The sequence below is a fragment of the Providencia huaxiensis genome (genome assembly GCF_002843235.3).
Lineage (GTDB): Bacteria > Pseudomonadota > Gammaproteobacteria > Enterobacterales > Enterobacteriaceae > Providencia > Providencia huaxiensis.
The window spans coordinates 3727179-3746559 of sequence record NZ_CP031123.2 but is presented as its reverse complement, the minus strand read 5'-3'; the positions used below and the strand labels follow the sequence as shown (position 1 = coordinate 3746559).

The window sequence follows — 19381 nt, the reverse complement described above, 5'->3', positions numbered from 1 at the left end:
TGATAGAGTATAGATTCGTTGATTTATTCTACACTCTATCCGCTTTAATGAAAGAATGGCTTAATCTGCGAGGTATTTCTCCATGACCATTCCTCCGGCTCCTTGAGCAACAATTTCGTATGAATCATTGGCGGGATAAATACGTGTCTTAATATGAGGAAAAATAGAGAGTTTTTCCTCAATAGACTTTTTGGTCATCTCAAAAAAGTGATTTTTAGGGGTTAGAGTTCCACCGCATACCACCACATCTGCTTGGGTAGTTAAGATAGCATTCGCGATGGCGATACCATAATAATAGGCCGCTTCGCCAAGTGCTTCGAGACACAAGGCATCGTTCAATGTAAGTGCTTGGAAAATAGTATGGTAACTAATTTCAGACTCATTATTAACTAATTCATTGATTATTGAGCTCTTACCCAATCTAAGTTGCTGGATCACGCGTGACTTAATCGCAGACAGTGAACTATATTGCTTTAAACAGCCAAATGACCCACATTCGCAGCGTTGGCCATTTATATCAATTGTCGTATGGCCAAAGGCTTGAGCAGTACTAATGGGAGCCGGAGCGTATTGGTTGTTGATGATGGTACAACTGCGAATATCAGTATCACAGGTTGTGAATAAAAACCGTTGGCTATCAGAAGTATAGCGTAAACGATACTCAGCAAAAGCGGCAAAACTAATCCCGCTCCCGAGTAATACAAAACAAGGGACTTTATTGGAAATATAGTCGTGAAGTTCTTTTATTCGTGAGTGATATTGATGATATGGCAGTTTATCACGTTCTAAAATATGGTCGATGGCGATTCCTATACCCAACAAACTTTTTACGTTAAGTCCATGTTCAGCTAATAAAACGTCTAATTTATTAAGCAGATGGTCCACCATGTTTTCTGCGGTTTCTAGGTGCTCATATTTCACTTTTACTATCCCTAAAATATCTAACTTTAGGTTTTGTAAAACAATCGTTGAGTATATATCACTCATTTCAATGCCAATCAGGTAACCATCCGCAGCATTAATGCTGTAGAGGATAGGTTTACGACCTCCTGTCGACTCCCCGAGTTCAGAGGTCGAAATTAAGTGGTTTTTTCCCAGTTCATCAAGTAACCGAGCGCAAGTTGCAGGTTTCATGCTGGCAAGTGATGTCAGCATTTCTGCCCTAATGGGGCCGTGGTTTAAAATTAACCGGTAAAGAGTTTTCAGTTTTTGTGTTTTTGAATTTTTTGAGGTGCGAAATTCATTTAATAGTGTATGTAACAAGCGCCTCACTCCTTTTCATTCCGATTCTTGCGCTAAAGATTAGCAAATATACGCATAAGATTCTGCTTCTTGTGACACATCATAGCTAAAATCTTTTTCTTAAAATGAGATTAAGATCGCTGTTCTGTTTTTAAATTGCTTTATGATCGATTTTAACAATTTTTAGCCGATGTCAATTTGGAGACAACCATGCATCATACAAAAGATATTCTAGAAAGCTTGAGCTTTATTCAGTCTCGCACAGGTATTAAACCAACAGTGGGTATTATTTTAGGCTCAGGACTAGGCCCGTTCGCGGATACATTAGAAAATGCCGTCCATATTCCTTATAGTGAAATTCCACATTTTGCCAAATCTGAAGCCGTAGGGCATGCCAATGAATTGGTGATCGGCACTATCGCAGGTAAAAATGTGGTTGCCATGAAAGGCCGTTTTCACTACTACGAAGGCTTTTCCCTTGACCAAGTCACTTTCCCTGTGCGTTTGATGAAAGCATTGGGTGTCGAAAAATTGATTATCACCAACGCCTGCGGTGCAGTAAATACTGACTTCAACCCGGGTGACCTGATGATTATTACCGATCATATTAATTTAACGGCAAATAATCCATTGATGGGGCCAAACAACCCTGAATTAGGTGTTCGTTTCTTAGATGTTAGTGAGGTGTATAACAAAGAATTACGCCAAACAATCAAAGATGTAGCGGCTGAACAAGGTGTCTCGGTTCGTGAAGGTGTTTATGCATGGTGGACTGGCCCAACGTATGAAACCCCTGCTGAAATTCGTATGATCAGAACCTTAGGCGCAGACGCTGTCGGTATGTCTACTGTGCCAGAAGCGCTAGTTGCCCACCATTCACAAATTAAAATCGTCGGTATTTCCTGTTTAACCAATATGGCTTGCGGTATTTTAGAGCAGCCACTTAGCCATGACGAAGTTATTGAAACAGCAGAAAAAGTTAAAGCGACTTTCTTGAAACTAGTGACTGGCGTGATTGCTCGTTTCTAGTTTTATAAGTTCTTTTTCTCAAAATAATATAAAGATGTCCATAACGCTAAAGTAAGGTGAATATTGAGATGAAATTTAAAGGTCTGATTTTAGTTTCTTTAGGCGCTTGTAGTTATGGCATTCTTTCAACGCTTGTGGTGTTGGCTTATCGTGCAGGGTATTCCTTGAATGATGTCATCGGTAGCCAGACAGTATTAGGTGCGATTTTACTGTGGTTTTTTGTTGTTACGGGTGCATTGGTTAAAAAAGCGCGTCTAGTATGGCCAACACGCAGGCAAGGCCTATTAATGTTACTCACTGGGACGACAACAGGGTTAACCGGGCTTTTGTATTATGCATCATTGCAGTATTTGTCTCCGGCACTTGGTGTTGTCTTATTTTTGCAATTTACATGGATGGGGGTTGCAATTAACGCATTTATTAGTCGCCAAATACCCCCCGTGATGACCATGGTATCTGTTGTGGTGATATTAATCGGAACAGTATTAGCGACAGGTTTGTTAAATAGTTCCGAGATCGTATTTCACTGGCTTGGTGTGTTATTAGGATTATCTGCAGCGTTATCAAATGCTATTCGTGTTTATGTCAGTGGTGCATTAGCGGTTAAAACAGATCCTATGATGCGTTCTGCAATCATGGTAACAGGAGGCGCAATTTTGACATCAATTGTCGTTCCGCCAACATTCTTACTGAGTGCATCAACGTTTCAATCTCTATTTTTCTCATATGGATTACCTCTGGCTTTCTTTGGTTCTTTCTTTGGCATGTGGATGTTTGCTAAAGGAACCCCGCTGATCGGTACCAGCTTAGCGACCATTGTTAGCTCAATGCAGCTGCCCGTCACGATTTTATTATCCGTGACAGTATTGCAGTTACCCCTTGAATTAATTCAGTTTGTTGGTGTTGCTGTCATCCTCATGGGTGTTGCCATTGCTGAGTTGAAAATAAAAACAAATAAATATAACTCCAAACGGAGCTTTGTATGAACATTAAATCCCGCTTGAAAATCATGCTTTTCCTGCAATATTTTGTTTGGGGAAGTTGGTTAGTCACACTCGGTTCCTACATGATGAAAACATTGAGTTTTTCAGGTGCAGAAGTCGGTATGGTGTATAGCTCAAAGGGTATTGCTGCCATTCTAATGCCCGGGCTTATCGGAATCATTGCAGATAAATATATTCCAGCAAATCGTTTATATATGATTTGCCATTTAATTGGGGCTGCTGCATTGTTTTATGCCGCAACAGTCACGAGTTCAACCGTTATGTTCTGGGTGATGTTAATTAATGCAATGGCCTTTATGCCAACGATTGCGCTTTCAAATAGCATCAGCTATTCATCATTAAGCCAATATCAGCTCGACTCAGTGAGTAACTTCCCACCTATCCGGGTATTTGGTACGGTTGGCTTTATTGTTGCAATGTGGAGTATTAGCTTATTGAAATTTGAGCTAAGTAGTATGCAACTTTATATTGCAGGTGGTAGCTCATTACTTTTAGCGCTTTATTCATTAACTTTGCCAAAAATTGATGTGAATAAAAAAGCAATTTCAAGTAGTTGGATCAGTAAGCTCGGTTTAGACGCTTTAGTGTTATTCAAAAAGCCCATTATGGCAGTGTTTTTCTTATTCGCTATGTTACTTGGCGCGGTTTTACAAATTACCAATACGTTTGGTAACCCATTCTTGCATGACTTCGGTCTGAACCCGTTATACCAAGATAGCTTGGTGGTTCAGTATCCATCGATACTGTTATCGATTTCTCAGATGGCAGAAGTATGTTTTATTTTAGCAATTCCATTTTTCTTGAAACGCTATGGCATTAAAACTGTCATGTTATTAAGCATGTTCGCATGGACACTACGATTTGGCTTCTTTGCATTTGGTGACCCGTCTGCCATCGGGCTGATGTTCTTGATCATGTCGATGATTGTTTATGGCTGCGCATTTGATTTCTTTAATATTTCAGGTTCCATCTTTATTGAAAGAGAAGTGGATACGCGTATGCGCGCGAGTGCCCAGGGCTTATTTATGACGATGGTTAACGGTGTTGGTGCCTATTTCGGTGCGATACTTAGTGGGTTGGTTGTCGACTATTATACGGTGGATGGTATTAAAGATTGGCAAATGATTTGGTTAGTTTTTGCTTCTTATACCGTAGTCTTAGCAATAATTTTCCAATTTACGTTCCATTATCACCACGATAAAGACGCAGCATTGAAAGAAGCCAAATCTAGCTAAGATAAGTCGTTAGAAATAACATTCAATTTAAGGGAAAACCATCAATTTGGTTTTCTCTTTTTTTGGGTTTTAACGCTAAACATAATTACGTTTGCCGCGCAAAATATGCTCAGTTAGCGTTTCTTCCGCAAGGGTAAATTCTTTTGCTTTGAGTTGTTCAATTAATTGCTGATGTTGGCGTGTAGACTCATAATAATATTCATTGCGATAAATAGGGTCAGGCTGAAAATAGACTCGCTGGCGAATATTATCCGCTAAATCTAAGAAAACCGAGTTATCCAGTAATTCCAAGAAGAAACGGTGGAATCGTTCATCTTCTTTTATCCAACCTTGATAGTCATTTCCCTTCAATAATTCATCTTGCCGTTCAATAATAGCCTTTAAGATAGAAAAATGTTCATCAGTTAAATATTCACGAACTAATTTAATTGCATGGGACTCAATTGCTAAGCGTAAATCATAATTATCTCTGGTCTCTTTTAACGATAGTTTCTGAATAAAAACACCTTTACGAGGGATAATTTTGACTAAGCCTTCATTCTGTAATTGATATAAGGCTTCGCGAATTGGAGTACGACTCATACCGAGTTCCTCAACTAAGCTATTTTCAGAGGTATAACTTTCCTCTCCAAATTGCTTACTGAGAATTTTATGTTTAATTGCAGTATAGGCTTGTTGGCTTAGTGGTTTATCTTTCATCAGGATCTTGTGTTAACAATAGAAATTTTAGTGAGTATAGAAAGGAATAGATTGGTATACAAGTAATACACTAGTTTTATATTATTTAGGATGCTGTTAAATTTTGGTGGGTAATTGAACTTAACTTGTTGAATAAACCGGCATCCTTGCCAGTTTCTAGACTAATACAACTCAGGACGTCGGTTTTGCATACAAGGTAATTTCTCTCGTGTCTCTGCGGTATGCTGTGTTGATATTTCAGCAAAAAATAGTGTCTCATCGTAGCCAGCAGATGCGATAGTTACGCCAAGTGCATCACAAACAAGGCTGCGACCAATAAAAATATTACCCGTTTGGTCGCATGCGCAAACAGGGATCGTGTTCTCCAAAGCGCGTGCTTTAACTAATGTTTGGTAATGCTCTTCTTTTAGTGGCCCGCTTACCCATGCTGTGGGAACGAGTATAAGGTCAGCGCCAGCTAAGGTTAGTTTTCGAGCAACTTCAGGGAAACGCAGTTCATAACAGACTAAAACGCCAATTTTGCCAAATTCAGTTTCCACAGGTTTTAATTCATTATTACTTTGAATGATATTAAGGGATTCCTGATATGAAAAGGCATCGTATAGGTGGGTTTTTTGGTAGTGATAGATAAGCTCACCTTGGCGGTTCAACATAATTGTCGTGTTGAATGCTCTTTTCGGCTCATTCGGGGCACTTTCATAAATTCCACAAGTCACATAAATACCGCATTGTTGGGCAGTTTTTGCCAACTGAGAGACAAAAGGGCCATCAACAGCTTCTGCGACATCAGCATAGCTAATACCACTATCTGCTGGAACAAAAGCCATAAACATTTCCGGCAATAGAATGAGGTCGGCACCACCTTGAGCGGCTTTTTGTATAGCTTCGCATGCTTTTTTTAAATTTTGAGCTTTATCTGGACTACTGGCTAGCTGAGCAATTGCAATCTTCATAGAGTCTCCTTATTCAAAAAATTTCGCAGCACCTGAAATTGCCGCTAATGTTTCACCAGCATCAATGCGCTTTTTAACATCAATTTCAGCATGTTGAGCATTAAGGGCTCGTTGGCGATACTCTTGCAGAGTCACTTCATCAGCGACTAAAATGCCATCGCCATCTGCAATGATTAAATTACCAGGATGGATCGTTACGCCGTCTATACTAATCGGCACATTAATTGCGCCTTCAATACCTAAAATTCGCGTTGTTAACGGACTCACTTTACGTGCATAAATAGGAACGCCAATCTCACGTAATGCTTTGATATCGGTGACACAACCATCAATAACCGCGCCGGCAATTTTCTTTGCCCGTGCCATATAAGAAACCATCTCGCCCCAACAAGCGCGATCATAATCCCCTGACATATCGATACAGACAACGTCGCCTTCTTGCACGATGTCGAACACCTTATGTACAGCAGATGAGTCCATATGTGGAATACGTACTGTTACAGCATTACCAATAAATTGGCATTGTTCAATTTGTGGGCGTAATGTTTTGAGAAAACCGAAGTCAGTCATATGTCCGATAGTTGACGGGCAAACATCACGGCAACTTTCGATAATTTCAGGGCTAAAACAGGCAACACGAGGATTTAATGTAAACATAGGGACACCTTTATTTATTGAATATAATGTGCTTTGGGTGAAAATTAGTCAGGGTTAACAGCAGCTGCTAAAGGTTTATCTGGCTGAATAAAAAACCAGCAAATAATCGCTAAACTGATAGGTATCACATTGAAAAGTAAAGCGACGGTCCAACCAAAATGCTGTGCAAGCCAGCCACATAGAATGGGGGAAATAACACCACCGAGATTGCCCCATAAATTCATCCATCCACTGACAGAGCCTGCATATTGGCGGCCCTTATCCGCAGCGATTGCCCAAGAGGTCACAACTGGCAATCCTAGAGAACCGAGTGCGAGGGTGAGCCATGCAACACTTGCAATGGCACTTTCAGTTTGAGCCGCACCGCAAATACCCACGATAAATAGAATAAAACCGGTAATGGCGATATATCCCCTCGCGACTAACTGTGAGTATCCTTTGTTGAGTAACCAATCAGAAATTGAACCTGCAGTGAGTACTGCGATACAAATTGCTAACCAAGGAAAGCTGGCAGCAATACCCATTTCGGTTAATGAGAAGCCACGAGCCTCTTGTAAGTAGGTGGGGAGCCAAATCATAAATAAGGTGGTCATATAGGCGACAAAAAAGTATTGGAAACCAACCGCCCAGAACGGACGTTCTTTCATAAATTTTCGCCAAGGGGCTTTAACATCAGCACCGCCTTGCTCACTAATTGTTCGGCCTCCTTGGATAAACGCAATTTCACTTTGAGAAATTTTAGGATGTTGTTCAGGTTTATTTCTGGCAAAGAAATACCAAACCATACCGATAAGAATACCAATCACACCGAAGATATAGAAAACGGCATGCCACCCGAATGAAATCATAATAAATACGGTAAGGGTAGGGGCAATCACAGGCCCAAAATAGGAACCAGCAAGTAAGAAACTAGCTGCCCGTGCCTTTTCATTTTGGCGAAACCACCATGTATTAAAGACGGCATTTGCAGGGTAGAGCGGCGCTTCTCCAACACCAAATAGGAAGCGTACGATGCATAACCAAATATAGGTAGGGGCAACGACCGTTAATATTGTGAATGCGGACCAAATGTAAAGGCTAATAGTTGCGATAAGCCTGCTACCAAACCGTTCTGCAAGTATGCCGCTTGGAATTTGGGCAAGCGCATAGCCAAGTGAAAATAGCGCACCCAAAAAGCCAAATTGAACTTTGCTCATTCCTAAATCGGTCATCATATGTTCGGCAACAATGGAAATATTTGCGCGGTCCATATATGCAATCAAACCGATAATAAAAAATATTGCTGCTAATCCCCAACGTAAACGCCCTGGTGAGTCTTTCGTTGTTGGTGTTACAACAGAATCATTATGTGACATAGAGTTACCTTTTTATTGGTTTGTCGAGGTAATCAACTTTATTGTATTTATATTGAATTCAACTTGTATACAAGATGGATGTTAATAAGCAGTTATTGAGGTGTCAAAGATCTGTTTTGTTATCTGTGACTGAACTCAAAACATTTGATTGATTTATGAGCGAGATCTTATTTTTAGGAAAATAGATAGGTAATAAATTTTATGATTAAAAATCAAGATGTTATGATTTCATGGGAAACGATTTAATCGACGTTACTAATTATTTGAGAAAGAATAATTAATACTGCTTCGGTAAAAATTTTTTAATATCTTCGAAGGGGTGTTGTGGAATATAGCTTCAAAAATCGTGATAACTAGCACCTATTTCGAGTTAATTTGAGAATATCTCCAAAAAAAAAAGCCAAACGATAATTAAGGTCGATTGGCTTTTTATGGATTAAAATCATCAAAGAGTGATTATTCAATATTTTGAATTTGTTCTCTCATTTGCTCGATTAATACTTTGAGTTCAACTGCAGAGGTTGTAACTTCGCTATTAATTGATTTTGACGCTAGCGTATTAGCTTCGCGGTTGAATTCTTGCATCATAAAGTCAAGGCGGCGACCAGTTGCCTCTTTTTTCTTCAAGATGTTACGCGTTTCTTTAACATGAGCTTCTAGTCTATCCAGTTCTTCTGCAACATCAACACGTTGAGCCAATAGAATAAGTTCTTGTTCCAGGCGGTTGTTATCCACTTGAATATCAGCTTCTTCTAACTTATTTTGTAAGCGTTCGCGTTGCCACTGTAAAATTTCTGGCATATGTTGACGTACTTTTGCGACTTCAACTAAGACGCCATCAAGGCGCTGTTCGATGAGTGTATGCAATGAAGCACCTTCAGCTTCACGGCTTTGAATGAAAGCATCAATAGCTTCATCTAAGCCCGCCAGTAATTGCTCGCTGATGATATCTAAATCTTGTTCGCCTGCTGACATCACACCCGGCCAACGCAAAATTTCTAATGGGTTTATTTCACCTTCATGGCTGTAATTTTTAACCCAATTCGCAGCACTGATTAATTGGCGTGCTAATTGTTCATTTAGGATTAATTCACCACGATTTGCACCGTCTAACTCAAAGCGTAGACTACATTCTACCTTTCCACGTGTTAGGCGAGAACGCAGACGTTCGCGAATGACGGGCTCAAGGCTTCTGAATTGCTCAGGTAAGCGAATATACGTTTCTAAATAACGTTGGTTCACGGAACGCAGCTCCCAGGCCGCATTCCCCCATTCACCCTTGATATCCCGACGGGCAAAAGCGGTCATACTACGGATCATAATTCGTTCCCATTATCGTAAAGATTTAGGGGATTATAACGCTATGCAGGATGACAGGATAGGCATTATCGCTTGAACAACGTATAATGCGTCCCAATTTGAGTTGATAATGGAGATAACACCATGCGCCCAGCAGATAGACAAGCAGACCAAATGCGCCCGATTACCATCACGCGCAACTATACTAAGCATGCAGAAGGCTCTGTTCTTATTGAGTTTGGCGACACGAAGGTGTTATGTAATGCAACTGTTGAAGAAGGGGTTCCTCGCTTTTTAAAAGGGCAGGGGCAAGGTTGGGTTACAGCGGAGTATGGCATGTTACCGCGCGCAACAAACTCACGTAATCAGCGTGAAGCTGCACGAGGAAAACAAACAGGCCGTACGATGGAAATCCAACGGTTAATTGCTCGTTCTTTGCGTGCAGCGGTTGACCTTAAAAAATTAGGTGAATACACCATTACTTTAGACTGTGATGTTATTCAAGCGGATGGCGGTACACGTACAGCCGCGATTTCTGGTGCTTGTGTGGCACTTGTTGATGCGCTGAATAACATGGTTGAACAAGGTAAAATTGCAAAAAGCCCACTAAAATCAATGGTTGCTGCCGTTTCGGTTGGAATTGTAAACCAAGAGGCTCTATGTGACCTTGAGTATATTGAAGATTCTGCAGCGGAAACCGATATGAATGTTGTCATGATGGATGATGGCCGAATGATTGAAGTGCAGGGCACTGCAGAAGGCGAACCGTTTAGTCATGAAGAGTTATTAGCCTTATTGGCGTTAGCTAAAACAGGTTTAAATACCATTTTTGAAGCTCAGCGAGAAGCGCTGAAGTAAGTTAATCATTAATTAGGCGGCTGAAAAGTCGCCTTTTTTATGCCTGCTGGTTCATCAACGAGTGTGCCAGCTTTGAGAATAGATAAATAATCATCAACGAGGAGAATGACCAATGAAAGCCTATCAGCGCGATTTTATTGAACTTGCCATGAAAAAACAGGTACTTAAATTTGGTGAGTTTACGCTGAAATCAGGTCGTAAAAGCCCTTACTTTTTTAATGCGGGGTTATTTAATACAGGGCGTGATCTGGCACTTGTCGGTCGTTTTTATGCACAAGCATTACAAGATAGCGCAATTGAGTGTGATGTCATTTTTGGTCCAGCGTATAAAGGGATCCCCATCGCAACGACGACAGCGGTAGCACTTTCTGAGCACCATGACATCGATATGCCTTACTGCTTCAACCGCAAAGAAGCTAAAGACCATGGGGAAGGCGGCGTGTTAGTAGGAAGTCCTTTACAAGGGCGTGTTGTAGTAGTTGATGATGTGATTACCGCAGGGACGGCAATTCGTGAATCAATGGAAATTATTAAACAACAACAAGCCACGTTGAATGGTGTTCTGCTATGCCTTGATCGCCAAGAAAAAGGGAAAGGTGAAATTTCAGCAGTACAAGAGGTTGAGCGTGATTATGGTTGTAAAGTTTACTCAATTATTACCATGAACGATTTAATCACCTATCTTGCTGAAAAGGAAGGTATGCAGGAACATTTAGCGGCTATGAAGGCTTATCGCGAACAATACGGAATTGAATAAAAAAAAGCCCTCGCCCAATGATGGGCGGGGTGAGTAGTATAAATAATCGGTTATTGTAACTGAGCTAGAATTAAAGGCCAGCGCGATTCAAACTCGACGGTTGGCCGATAACGAAACTCAGAACGCACAAAACGAGAGAGCATCCCTTCACAAAAGGCTAGTAACTGAGAAGCAAGTAATGACTCATCATGAATAAACCCATGGCCATCACGTATTTTTTTCTCTTTTAACACCTGCCGTAATTGTGATTCTATACGTTCAAATAATTGGTTAATACGATCTTGCAGCCTATCTTGCTCAAACATTAGAGCATGGCCTGTCATTATACGCGTTAGCCCAGGGTTTTTCTCAGAAAACCCAAGTATTAGGGCAAGTATTAGTTTAATTCTAATTATCGTATCTTTTTCATCAGTTAAAATCAGATTAATACGCGAAACCAATGAGTCTTCAATAAACCCAATAAGGCTATCGAACATTTTCATTTTACTCGGAAAATGACGATATAGCGCAGCTTCTGATACACCAACCGTAGCAGCAAGTTTTGCTGTTGTAATACGTTGGCTGCCATCACTACTTTCTAACATTAACGCAAGAGCCTGTAAAATCTCATCACGTCTGTTACGTTTTTGTGTTATCGCTTTTTCTGCCATGTCTAATAAGACCCCTGCTAAAACAGCAAAACAAACTATCCAAAATTTTGCTCTTAGTAAAGAGAGTTTCGAAGCAAAATGGATTTAAAAAATGTTTAAAATATAAGTAATGTTGAGCAAGCTTCCTGAAAGAAAATATGCGGCTGATTGTTTTTATTCATAAAGATAGAACCTAATTTAGGTTCTATCTAGCATATTAGTTATCAGGATGTTCTATTTATTGACGGCCAGAATGACCGAAACCGCCAGCTCCACGCTCAGTTGCGTCAAAATCATCAACAATATTAAATTCCGTCTGAACAACTGGGACAAACACCATTTGTGCCATGCGTTCGCCAGGTTCAATGGTAAAAGCTTTGTCACTCCGGTTCCAGACAGACACCATGAGCTGGCCTTGATAATCAGAATCAATGAGGCCAACGAGGTTGCCCAGTACAACGCCATGTTTATGACCTAAACCGGAACGAGGTAAGATGACCGCAGCAAGACTTTCATCTGCAATGTGAATGGCTAAACCTGTTGGAATAAGCTCTGTTTGACCTGGTGCCAAATCGATTGGTGCATCAAGGCATGCACGTAGGTCTAAACCAGCAGAACCAGTGGTGGCATAGGCTGGTAGAGGAAATTCATTACCGATACGGCTATCAAGGATTTTTAGGTCAATTTTTTTCATAACGTTGAAGTATCTCGTCAAGTAAATAGTGGCTTAATTCGTTTTTATTACAGTGAGGCAAACGGATATCACCGTTAGCATCAAAAAGATGTAACGCGTTGTTATCGCTATTAAACCCGTTGTCTGCTAGTGAGACGTCATTGGCACAAATGAGGTCGAGTTGCTTTTGTTGTCGTTTTTGGCGTGCATATTCTTCCACATTTTGGGTTTCAGCTGCAAACCCAACAACATATGGCCTATTGTGTTTTAGGCTTCCGACACTAGCCACGATATCTGGATTTTTGAAAAGTGTAATCGAAACTTCATCACCTTGTTTTTTTATTTTATTTTCAGCAATGTTTTTTGCGCGATAATCTGCAACTGCAGCGCAACCAATAAAAATATTTTGTTCAGCAATGGTTTGATGCACTTGTTCATACATCTCTAAGCCACTCATGACATCAATCCGGTTAACCCCTTCTGGTGTTTCAATATTTACAGGGCCCGCAATCAAAGTGACGTCGGCACCACGTTGGCTGGCTGCTTTAGCAATGGCAAAACCCATTTTCCCCGAACTATGGTTACTAATAAAGCGAACTGGGTCTAGCGCTTCCCTTGTTGGGCCAGCAGTGATCATTAATTTGATGCCTTGTAAGTCGAGTTTAGGGGTAAAAAACTCACTGGCTAGACGAACAATTTCTAGTGGGTCAATCATGCGACCAGGGCCAATATCACCACAGGCTTGGCTGCCTGCATCTGGCCCCCAAATCATACATTGGCGTTGTTGCAGTTTGATTAAATTTTCTTGAGTTGCTTTTGCTCGGTACATTTGTTGGTTCATTGCTGGCACAAGTGCAATCGGTGCTGCGGAAGCAAGGCAAACTGTTGTGAGTAAGTCATTTGCCATTCCTGCACTGAGGCGAGCAATTAAATCCGCAGTAGCAGGCGCTAGAATAATAAGGTCAGCCCATTTAGCGAGTTCAATATGTCCCATAGCCGCCTCAGCGGCTGGGTCTAGCAGGTCATCAGAAACAGGATGTCCTGAAACGGCTTGCAAGGTTAAAGGCGTAATAAAGGCTTTTGCACCTTGAGTCATCACAATACGCACAATCGCACCTTTATCGCGCAAACGGCGGGTGAGTTCAGGGATTTTGTACGCAGCAATGCCCCCACTAATGCCAATAACTATCTGCTTACCTAATAGTGACAGTTGATTCATTATTTTTATCCAATTCGGTCAACATGGGAGGCATATTACCACAGAGAAGCGCGAGGTGGCGCGCTCGATTTTTCATCACAGTACTATTTTTGCGAAGCGCTACGCAAACCCTTATGAGAGCGGTTGTGAATGTTTTTTAGCCTAGATAAAAAGGAAGCAAGAGATTTAGGGACAAAGAATATGATGAGTGAACATCTAGACCTACCACCAAGAGAAAAGCTACTCGCATACGGGGCTGCTGCGTTATCTGATGCTGAGCTGCTCGCTATTTTTCTGCGTACAGGGAGTCAAGGCGAACCCGTTTTACAGCTTGCGAAGCGTTTAATACAGGAGTTTGGTTCAGTATATTTGCTTCTACAAGCAGACTACGAAAAACTCAAGCAATGTAAAGGAATGGGGAGTTGTAAATTTACCCAATTACAGGCGGTGAGTGAATTAGCTCGCCGTTTTTTCTCTGAACAATTTTTACATGAAGATGTGATGACTGGGCCTGAGCAGTTGAAAGCAAAGTTGTTGGATTTATTTGCAGGGCAAGAGCGTGAAGTTTTTGTCGTGATATTTTTAAATAATAAAAATCAAATTATTTGTCATGAAGAGTTGTTTAAAGGTACTTTAAACAAAGTTGAAGTTCACCCCAGAGAAATCATTCGCTTTGCCATAAAAATGAACGCAAACGGGATTATACTCGCCCATAACCATCCATCAGGTAACCCGGAACCAAGCGTAGCAGACAGGCAAGTGACAGAGCGTATCCAACGTGCTTGTACTATTATGGGGATTAAACTGCTTGACCATTTTGTCGTTGGCCATAAGCAATGTGTGTCATTTGTGGAGCGAGGATGGCTATAAAATTATTTTTTTGCCTAAAAAATGACAACTTTCTTTGCGTTGGGCTTGAGTGAAAACGATGGAAAGCGTATACTACGCCACCTTTAAGGATCTTGGGTTTGGCGAGAAGGGCCTATCTCAGTAAATTTTTACGTTTTAGTAAAGTAAATCTTTATTTAGGTATCAACGGTTTTTTCAGTCAATGAAAGTTTGCTGAGATGGGCTCCTAAGCCTGACGAGGCGGCCATACCCAGAACAAAAAAGCTCGAGCTGATTAGATTTTTGGAGAATAGACATGTCACGAGTCTGCCAAGTTACTGGCAAGCGTCCAATGAGCGGTAACAACCGTTCACACGCATTAAACGCGACCAAACGTCGTTTTTTGCCAAACCTGCACTCTCACCGTTTCTGGGTTGAGTCTGAGAAACGTTTCGTAACACTGCGTGTATCTGCTAAAGGTATGCGTGTTATCGATAAAAAGGGTATTGATGCTGTTCTTGCTGAACTGCGTACCCGTGGTGAGAAGTACTAAGGAGCTAAAAAATGGCTAAAGGTATTCGCGAGAAAATCAAGCTAGTCTCTTCTGAAGGTACAGGTCATTTCTATACCACTACGAAGAACAAGCGCACAATGCCAGAAAAACTGGAACTGAAAAAATTCGATCCAGTTGTTCGTAAGCATGTGATCTACAAAGAAGCAAAAATCAAATAATTTTGCTTTCTGCGTTAAAAACTCAGCTTCGGCTGAGTTTTTTTTTACCTAAAATTTGGGCTGTCGCGGATATGCGCATTCGAAGCTATGACCATGATTATGAAAGTAGTAACATAGTGAGTATTCATTGAATTAATAATGATATTTGTTGTCGAATGACTATTGTCTTTTACATATAGACTTGATTAAGAGTGCCTGGTGAAAAAACAGTTTAAAAAAATTCTTGTGATCAAGATGAGGTTTCATGGGGACATGTTGCTGACAACACCCGTTATCAGCTCATTAAAACACCGATATCCTGATGCTAAAATTGACGTTTTGCTTTATCAGGATACTATCCCGATTCTCTCTGAAAATACTGAAATTAACGCTTTATACGGCATGGCGGGGAAAAAAAGTAGTGGCCTAAGTAAAGCATGTAATTTTATTAAGCTACTGCTAAAGCTGCGTAAAAATAAATACGATTTAGTTGTTAACCTCGCAGATCAGTGGATGGTGAGTGTATTAGTTCGGGCTATTCCTGCTGACACAAAAATTTCCCATCAATTTACCCATCGAGATTCTAAATACTGGCGTAATAGTTTTACGCATTTGACAGAACCTGAAGGCGAACACGTTGTTCTGAATAACCTATCAGTGCTCAAGCCGTTAGAAATAAAAGAATTAAAAACACATCTAACGATGTCTTATTCAGAGCAGGATTGGAAAAATATTGATGAAAGGTTACTAAGCTTAGGTGTCCATAGCAGCTATGTCGTTATTCAACCAACAGCGCGCCAAGCTTTTAAGTGTTGGGATAATGAAAAGTTTTCAGCGGTCATTGATGCATTGCAGTCTCGTGGTTATCAAGTAGTTTTAACTTCGGGGCCGAGTAAAGAAGATTTAGAATGTATCAGTGATATTGCAAATGGCTGCCAAACAACGCCTGTTACTGAGCTTGCAGGAAAGACTTCATTTCCAGAATTAGGCGCACTGATTGCCCATGCCGCTTTATTCATCGGTGTTGATTCAGCTCCGATGCACATTGCTGCTGCAGTCAAAACACCAATTGTGTGCCTTTTCGGTGCGACAAATCATGTTTTTTGGCGGCCTTGGAGTGAGAATAGTGTGCAATTCTGGGCTGGAGACTATGAACCTATGCCTCCGCGAGATGAACTTGACCGCAGTAAAAAGTATTTATCTATTGTCCCTGCATCCGATGTAATTAAAGCCACAGAGAAAATATTGCCGATGAATATTCGCTCTATGATGACAAGGTATTAACATGAATCTGGCATTTTGCTTATATAAATACTTTCCGTTTGGTGGGTTACAGCGGGATTTTCTACGTATTGCAACGGAATGCCAATCACGTGGGCATCAAGTACGTGTCTATACCCAATCATGGGATGGTGATAAGCCTAGCGGCTTTGAAATTATTATCGTGCCGGTGACATCAAAAACGAATCATGGGCGAAATGCACAATATTGTGACTGGGTGTTGGCACATTTAAAGCAGCATCCTGCTGAGCGGGTAATTGGTTTCAATAAAATGCCAGGGCTGGATGTGTATTATGCAGCAGATGTCTGCTATGCCCAGAAAGTCGCTGAAGAAAAAGGTTTTTTTTATAAGCTGACGCCTCGTTACAAACACTATGCCGCATTTGAAAAAGCTGTTTTTGCAGTGGGAAAACCGACACAATTACTCATGTTAACGCCACATCAAATTCGTCATTTCAAAAAGCATTATGGAACTGAAGAAGGACGTTTTCATATGCTGCCTCCCGGCATTGCCCAAGATAGAAAGTATGATAAACAAATTGCAGATGCTAAAAAAGTTTATCGTGAAAAAAATCAAATACCTGAATCTGCATTTTTAGTATTGCAGGTGGGCTCTGACTTCAAACGTAAAGGTGTTGACCGTACCATAAAAGCCATTGCGGCATTGCCCGATGACATTAAGAAAAACACGCTATTGATGGTAGTCGGCCAAGATAAACCGGTGAAATACCAACAGTTAGCGAAAACGTTAGGAATCGGCTCACAAGTCTCTTTCTTTAGTGGACGTAATGATATTGCAGAATTAATGGCTGCAGCCGATATATTAATGCATCCGGCTTATCAAGAAGCTGCGGGTATTGTGTTATTAGAGGCAATTACCGCGGGTTTACCGATTATTGTCACAGAAGTGTGTGGATATGCTTCATTTATTAGCCAAGCCAAATGCGGTATTGTGGTAAATGAGCCCTTTGAACAAACGGTTCTGAACTTGGCTCTAAAAGATAGTTTAAAAAATCCGGCTCAATTAGCACAATGGGCAAGTAATGCGCGATATTTTGCTGATACAGAAGATTTGTATAGTTTACCAGAAAAAGCCGCAGATATTATTTTAGGGGAAGCGAATGATTGAGTTAAAACCCCCTTTCAGTGAATTGTGGAAGAATAAAGATCCATTTATCGAGGCGGATAAGCTACAAGGTGAAGTTTTTCGTGCGTTAGAATCGCGTAAAACTCTGCGTTTTGAACTTGAGGGGCGCAGTTATTTTGTGAAAATTCATTATGGGACGACACTAAAGGAAGTTCTTAAAAATCTATTTTCTTTTCGGTTGCCGGTATTAGGCGCTGACAGAGAGTGGAATGCTATTCATCAGCTGACTCAAGTGGGAGTTGACACGATGAATGGTCGAGCTTTTGGGCAAAAAGGGATTAACCCTCTTCGTCGCCACTCCTTTATTATTACTGAAGATTTGACTCCGACGGTGAGTTTGGAAGATTATTGTGCAAATTGGCTAGATAACCCGCCAACTTTTAGTACCAAACAAATGATTATTCGTCGAGTTGCGAAGATGGTGCGCAAAATGCACGCAACGGGTATTAACCATCGTGATTGTTATATTTGCCATTTTTTACTGCATTTGCCATTTACGGGAAATGAAGAACAGTTAAAAATATCAGTAATTGATTTGCACCGAGCACAACTCAGAAATTCGGTTCCAACCCGTTGGCGCGATAAAGATTTAATTGGTTTATATTACTCATCATTAAATATTGGGCTTACTCAGCGTGATATTCTTCGTTTTATGAAAATCTATTTTGGTTTATCGCTGCGAGTTATTTTGCAACAGGAAAAACGTTTAATCCACAAAGCGGGCTACAAGGCTAAACGAATCGAAAAAAGAAGTGAAAAGTATCGTTTATAACTAGTGTATGGGTTACATGAATATAAAACTATTACTTATCATTTAGATGATTGAAGTTGGTAAAGGAAAACGAAAAATGATAAACCACGAAATGATCAGAACTCAAATTAAGATTAATGAAAATGATGTGAGTGAAGACAACTATTTTCATATAGCGTATGGTGTTGATGATAAATTTCTCTATGGAGTAGGAACGTCGATTTCATCGGTGATGATTAATAATCAGGATACTCATTTCCATTTTCATATCTTTGTCGATAATTTAAAAGATGAAAATCTTTTTCGTGGACTAGTTGCAAATAGCCAACATAAAATCACTATTTACTTAATAGATAACGAAAAGTTTAAAAAGTTGCCACTTCCTTCGCAAGCTTGGAGTCATGCAATTTATTTTAGATTAGTAATTATCTCGTTTTTATCGACAAAAATTGACAAACTTCTTTATTTAGATGCAGATATTATTTGTAAAGGAAATTTATCTTCTTTAAAAGAATTAGAATTTAATAATGATGTTTTCTTGTATGCAGTAAAGGATAAATTTATTAGCGATAAAAAAACACTACCAATGGATATGGATAAATATTTTAATTCCGGATTTCTGTATATGTCAATTAAACGGATGGCGGAAAATAATATTCCTAATCGTGTTATTGAATTGGTAAGTGAAAATGACTTTACACATCCAGATCAAGATGCATTGAATATTTTACTAAATAATAAGCTTGTCAATATTAGTGAAAACTTTAATTTCATGTTCTCGCTTGATTGGTATATTACTAGTAAAGGGCATATTACCAAAATACCAGATGAAGTCGTCTTTATTCATTTTGTTGGCTTAACCAAACCATTTCATGAATGGGCTAATTTTTACCAAGAATATGCTTTTTTTGAAGTAGCTAGAGCTCATTCTCCATGGAAAAATGTACCATTAATGAAACCTGAAGGGTATAAACAATTATCTCGTAAAAAATCACATTTAAGAAAAAATGGCGACTATATCGGGTTTATAATTACCACAATAAAATATTTAGTGAAAAAAATCACTAAATAATCT

General features: G+C 40.0%; 21 protein-coding genes. 12 read left to right on the top strand and 9 right to left on the bottom strand.

Going from position 1 to position 19381, the window contains the following annotated elements; translation table 11 throughout:
* Positions 1 to 60: 60 nt before the first annotated feature.
* Complete coding sequence (locus CYG50_RS19160; protein ID WP_229597494.1) at positions 61 to 1155, bottom strand: ROK family protein; 1095 nt, start codon at positions 1153 to 1155, stop codon at positions 61 to 63.
* A gap of 297 nt (positions 1156 to 1452) precedes the next feature.
* Between CYG50_RS19160 and CYG50_RS19155 the strand changes: the two genes are divergently transcribed.
* From CYG50_RS19155 to CYG50_RS19145, 3 genes are all read left to right on the top strand, one after another.
* Positions 1453 to 2271: a purine-nucleoside phosphorylase gene (locus CYG50_RS19155; protein ID WP_102140569.1), complete on the top strand. Its 819-nt coding sequence runs from the start codon at positions 1453 to 1455 to the stop codon at positions 2269 to 2271.
* Positions 2272 to 2339: 68 nt separating this feature from the next.
* Positions 2340 to 3257 (top strand): DMT family transporter, encoded by a 918-nt coding sequence (locus CYG50_RS23560; protein ID WP_102140568.1) that lies wholly within the window; start codon positions 2340 to 2342, stop codon positions 3255 to 3257.
* Positions 3254 to 4510 (top strand): nucleoside permease, encoded by a 1257-nt coding sequence (locus CYG50_RS19145; RefSeq protein WP_102140567.1) that lies wholly within the window; start codon positions 3254 to 3256, stop codon positions 4508 to 4510. The genes CYG50_RS23560 and CYG50_RS19145 overlap by 4 nt, the downstream gene beginning before the upstream one ends.
* 75 nt (positions 4511 to 4585) lie before the next feature.
* Here the strand turns inward: CYG50_RS19145 and CYG50_RS19140 are convergent, their stop codons facing one another.
* From CYG50_RS19140 to CYG50_RS19120, 5 genes are all read right to left on the bottom strand, one after another.
* On the bottom strand, positions 4586 to 5209 hold the full coding sequence (locus tag CYG50_RS19140; protein ID WP_102140566.1) for a GntR family transcriptional regulator: 624 nt from the start codon (positions 5207 to 5209) through the stop codon (positions 4586 to 4588).
* A 161-nt stretch (positions 5210 to 5370) separates the two neighbouring features.
* Positions 5371 to 6162 (bottom strand): carbon-nitrogen hydrolase family protein, encoded by a 792-nt coding sequence (locus CYG50_RS19135; RefSeq protein WP_102140565.1) that lies wholly within the window; start codon positions 6160 to 6162, stop codon positions 5371 to 5373.
* A gap of 9 nt (positions 6163 to 6171) precedes the next feature.
* Positions 6172 to 6819 (bottom strand): RraA family protein, encoded by a 648-nt coding sequence (locus tag CYG50_RS19130; RefSeq protein WP_102140564.1) that lies wholly within the window; start codon positions 6817 to 6819, stop codon positions 6172 to 6174.
* 44 nt (positions 6820 to 6863) lie between these two features.
* Positions 6864 to 8174: an MFS transporter gene (locus CYG50_RS19125; RefSeq protein ID WP_102140563.1), complete on the bottom strand. Its 1311-nt coding sequence runs from the start codon at positions 8172 to 8174 to the stop codon at positions 6864 to 6866.
* Between the two features lie 456 nt (positions 8175 to 8630).
* Positions 8631 to 9494, bottom strand: coding sequence for a YicC/YloC family endoribonuclease (locus CYG50_RS19120; RefSeq protein WP_102140562.1), 864 nt, complete (start codon positions 9492 to 9494; stop codon positions 8631 to 8633).
* A 123-nt stretch (positions 9495 to 9617) separates the two neighbouring features.
* Between CYG50_RS19120 and rph the strand changes: the two genes are divergently transcribed.
* Complete coding sequence (gene rph, locus CYG50_RS19115; protein ID WP_102140561.1) at positions 9618 to 10331, top strand: ribonuclease PH; 714 nt, start codon at positions 9618 to 9620, stop codon at positions 10329 to 10331.
* 112 nt (positions 10332 to 10443) lie between these two features.
* On the top strand, positions 10444 to 11088 hold the full coding sequence (gene pyrE, locus CYG50_RS19110; protein WP_102140560.1) for an orotate phosphoribosyltransferase: 645 nt from the start codon (positions 10444 to 10446) through the stop codon (positions 11086 to 11088).
* Positions 11089 to 11138: 50 nt separating this feature from the next.
* On the opposite strand, the gene slmA is transcribed toward pyrE, so the two are convergent.
* The 3 genes from slmA to coaBC form a co-directional block, all read right to left on the bottom strand.
* Positions 11139 to 11738, bottom strand: a complete 600-nt coding sequence (slmA, locus tag CYG50_RS19105; protein ID WP_004906897.1) for a nucleoid occlusion factor SlmA — start codon at positions 11736 to 11738, stop codon at positions 11139 to 11141.
* 217 nt (positions 11739 to 11955) lie between these two features.
* Positions 11956 to 12411: a dUTP diphosphatase gene (dut, locus tag CYG50_RS19100; protein WP_102140559.1), complete on the bottom strand. Its 456-nt coding sequence runs from the start codon at positions 12409 to 12411 to the stop codon at positions 11956 to 11958.
* Positions 12398 to 13609 (bottom strand): bifunctional phosphopantothenoylcysteine decarboxylase/phosphopantothenate--cysteine ligase CoaBC, encoded by a 1212-nt coding sequence (coaBC, locus tag CYG50_RS19095; protein WP_102140558.1) that lies wholly within the window; start codon positions 13607 to 13609, stop codon positions 12398 to 12400. Before coaBC ends, dut begins: the two co-directional genes overlap by 14 nt.
* 180 nt (positions 13610 to 13789) lie before the next feature.
* On the opposite strand from coaBC, the gene radC reads away from it, so the two are divergent.
* From radC to CYG50_RS19055, 7 genes are all read left to right on the top strand, one after another.
* Entirely contained in the window at positions 13790 to 14458 is a 669-nt protein-coding gene (gene radC / locus CYG50_RS19090) for a RadC family protein (RefSeq protein ID WP_004906900.1), read from the top strand.
* Positions 14459 to 14732: 274 nt separating this feature from the next.
* Complete coding sequence (rpmB, locus tag CYG50_RS19080) at positions 14733 to 14969, top strand: 50S ribosomal protein L28 (protein WP_004265123.1); 237 nt, start codon at positions 14733 to 14735, stop codon at positions 14967 to 14969.
* 11 nt (positions 14970 to 14980) lie between these two features.
* Positions 14981 to 15148: a 50S ribosomal protein L33 gene (gene rpmG, locus CYG50_RS19075; RefSeq protein ID WP_004265124.1), complete on the top strand. Its 168-nt coding sequence runs from the start codon at positions 14981 to 14983 to the stop codon at positions 15146 to 15148.
* 198 nt (positions 15149 to 15346) lie between these two features.
* A complete protein-coding gene (gene rfaQ / locus CYG50_RS19070; RefSeq protein WP_102140557.1) occupies positions 15347 to 16411 on the top strand; it encodes a lipopolysaccharide core heptosyltransferase RfaQ in 1065 nt (354 codons plus the stop codon).
* Between the two features lies 1 nt (position 16412).
* Positions 16413 to 17537 carry a glycosyltransferase family 4 protein gene (locus tag CYG50_RS19065; protein WP_102140556.1) on the top strand — a complete coding sequence of 375 codons (1125 nt, stop codon included), beginning with the start codon at positions 16413 to 16415 and terminating at the stop codon, positions 17535 to 17537.
* Entirely contained in the window at positions 17530 to 18327 is a 798-nt protein-coding gene (gene rfaP, locus CYG50_RS19060; protein WP_102140555.1) for a lipopolysaccharide core heptose(I) kinase RfaP, read from the top strand. The genes CYG50_RS19065 and rfaP overlap by 8 nt, the downstream gene beginning before the upstream one ends.
* A 76-nt stretch (positions 18328 to 18403) precedes the next feature.
* Positions 18404 to 19378 carry a glycosyltransferase gene (locus CYG50_RS19055; RefSeq protein WP_102140574.1) on the top strand — a complete coding sequence of 325 codons (975 nt, stop codon included), beginning with the start codon at positions 18404 to 18406 and terminating at the stop codon, positions 19376 to 19378.
* Positions 19379 to 19381: the final 3 nt, after the last annotated feature.

Bases quoted from the DNA above. Each gene is read 5' to 3' on its own strand.
- rph (WP_102140561.1), top strand. From the start codon at position 9,618: ATGCGCCCAGCAGATAGACAAGCAGACCAAATGCGCCCGATTACCATC.
- CYG50_RS19055 (WP_102140574.1), top strand. From the start codon at position 18,404: ATGATAAACCACGAAATGATCAGAACTCAAATTAAGATTAATGAAAAT.
- rfaP (WP_102140555.1), top strand. From the start codon at position 17,530: ATGATTGAGTTAAAACCCCCTTTCAGTGAATTGTGGAAGAATAAAGAT.
- radC (WP_004906900.1), top strand. From the start codon at position 13,790: ATGATGAGTGAACATCTAGACCTACCACCAAGAGAAAAGCTACTCGCA.
- coaBC (WP_102140558.1), bottom strand. From the start codon at position 13,609: ATGAATCAACTGTCACTATTAGGTAAGCAGATAGTTATTGGCATTAGT.
- CYG50_RS19140 (WP_102140566.1), bottom strand. From the start codon at position 5,209: ATGAAAGATAAACCACTAAGCCAACAAGCCTATACTGCAATTAAACAT.
- CYG50_RS19135 (WP_102140565.1), bottom strand. From the start codon at position 6,162: ATGAAGATTGCAATTGCTCAGCTAGCCAGTAGTCCAGATAAAGCTCAA.
- CYG50_RS19155 (WP_102140569.1), top strand. From the start codon at position 1,453: ATGCATCATACAAAAGATATTCTAGAAAGCTTGAGCTTTATTCAGTCT.
- CYG50_RS23560 (WP_102140568.1), top strand. From the start codon at position 2,340: ATGAAATTTAAAGGTCTGATTTTAGTTTCTTTAGGCGCTTGTAGTTAT.
- CYG50_RS19130 (WP_102140564.1), bottom strand. From the start codon at position 6,819: ATGTTTACATTAAATCCTCGTGTTGCCTGTTTTAGCCCTGAAATTATC.
- CYG50_RS19160 (WP_229597494.1), bottom strand. From the start codon at position 1,155: ATGCTGACATCACTTGCCAGCATGAAACCTGCAACTTGCGCTCGGTTA.
- CYG50_RS19125 (WP_102140563.1), bottom strand. From the start codon at position 8,174: ATGTCACATAATGATTCTGTTGTAACACCAACAACGAAAGACTCACCA.
- slmA (WP_004906897.1), bottom strand. From the start codon at position 11,738: ATGGCAGAAAAAGCGATAACACAAAAACGTAACAGACGTGATGAGATT.
- pyrE (WP_102140560.1), top strand. From the start codon at position 10,444: ATGAAAGCCTATCAGCGCGATTTTATTGAACTTGCCATGAAAAAACAG.
- rpmG (WP_004265124.1), top strand. From the start codon at position 14,981: ATGGCTAAAGGTATTCGCGAGAAAATCAAGCTAGTCTCTTCTGAAGGT.
- CYG50_RS19120 (WP_102140562.1), bottom strand. From the start codon at position 9,494: ATGATCCGTAGTATGACCGCTTTTGCCCGTCGGGATATCAAGGGTGAA.
- CYG50_RS19065 (WP_102140556.1), top strand. From the start codon at position 16,413: ATGAATCTGGCATTTTGCTTATATAAATACTTTCCGTTTGGTGGGTTA.
- dut (WP_102140559.1), bottom strand. From the start codon at position 12,411: ATGAAAAAAATTGACCTAAAAATCCTTGATAGCCGTATCGGTAATGAA.
- CYG50_RS19145 (WP_102140567.1), top strand. From the start codon at position 3,254: ATGAACATTAAATCCCGCTTGAAAATCATGCTTTTCCTGCAATATTTT.
- rpmB (WP_004265123.1), top strand. From the start codon at position 14,733: ATGTCACGAGTCTGCCAAGTTACTGGCAAGCGTCCAATGAGCGGTAAC.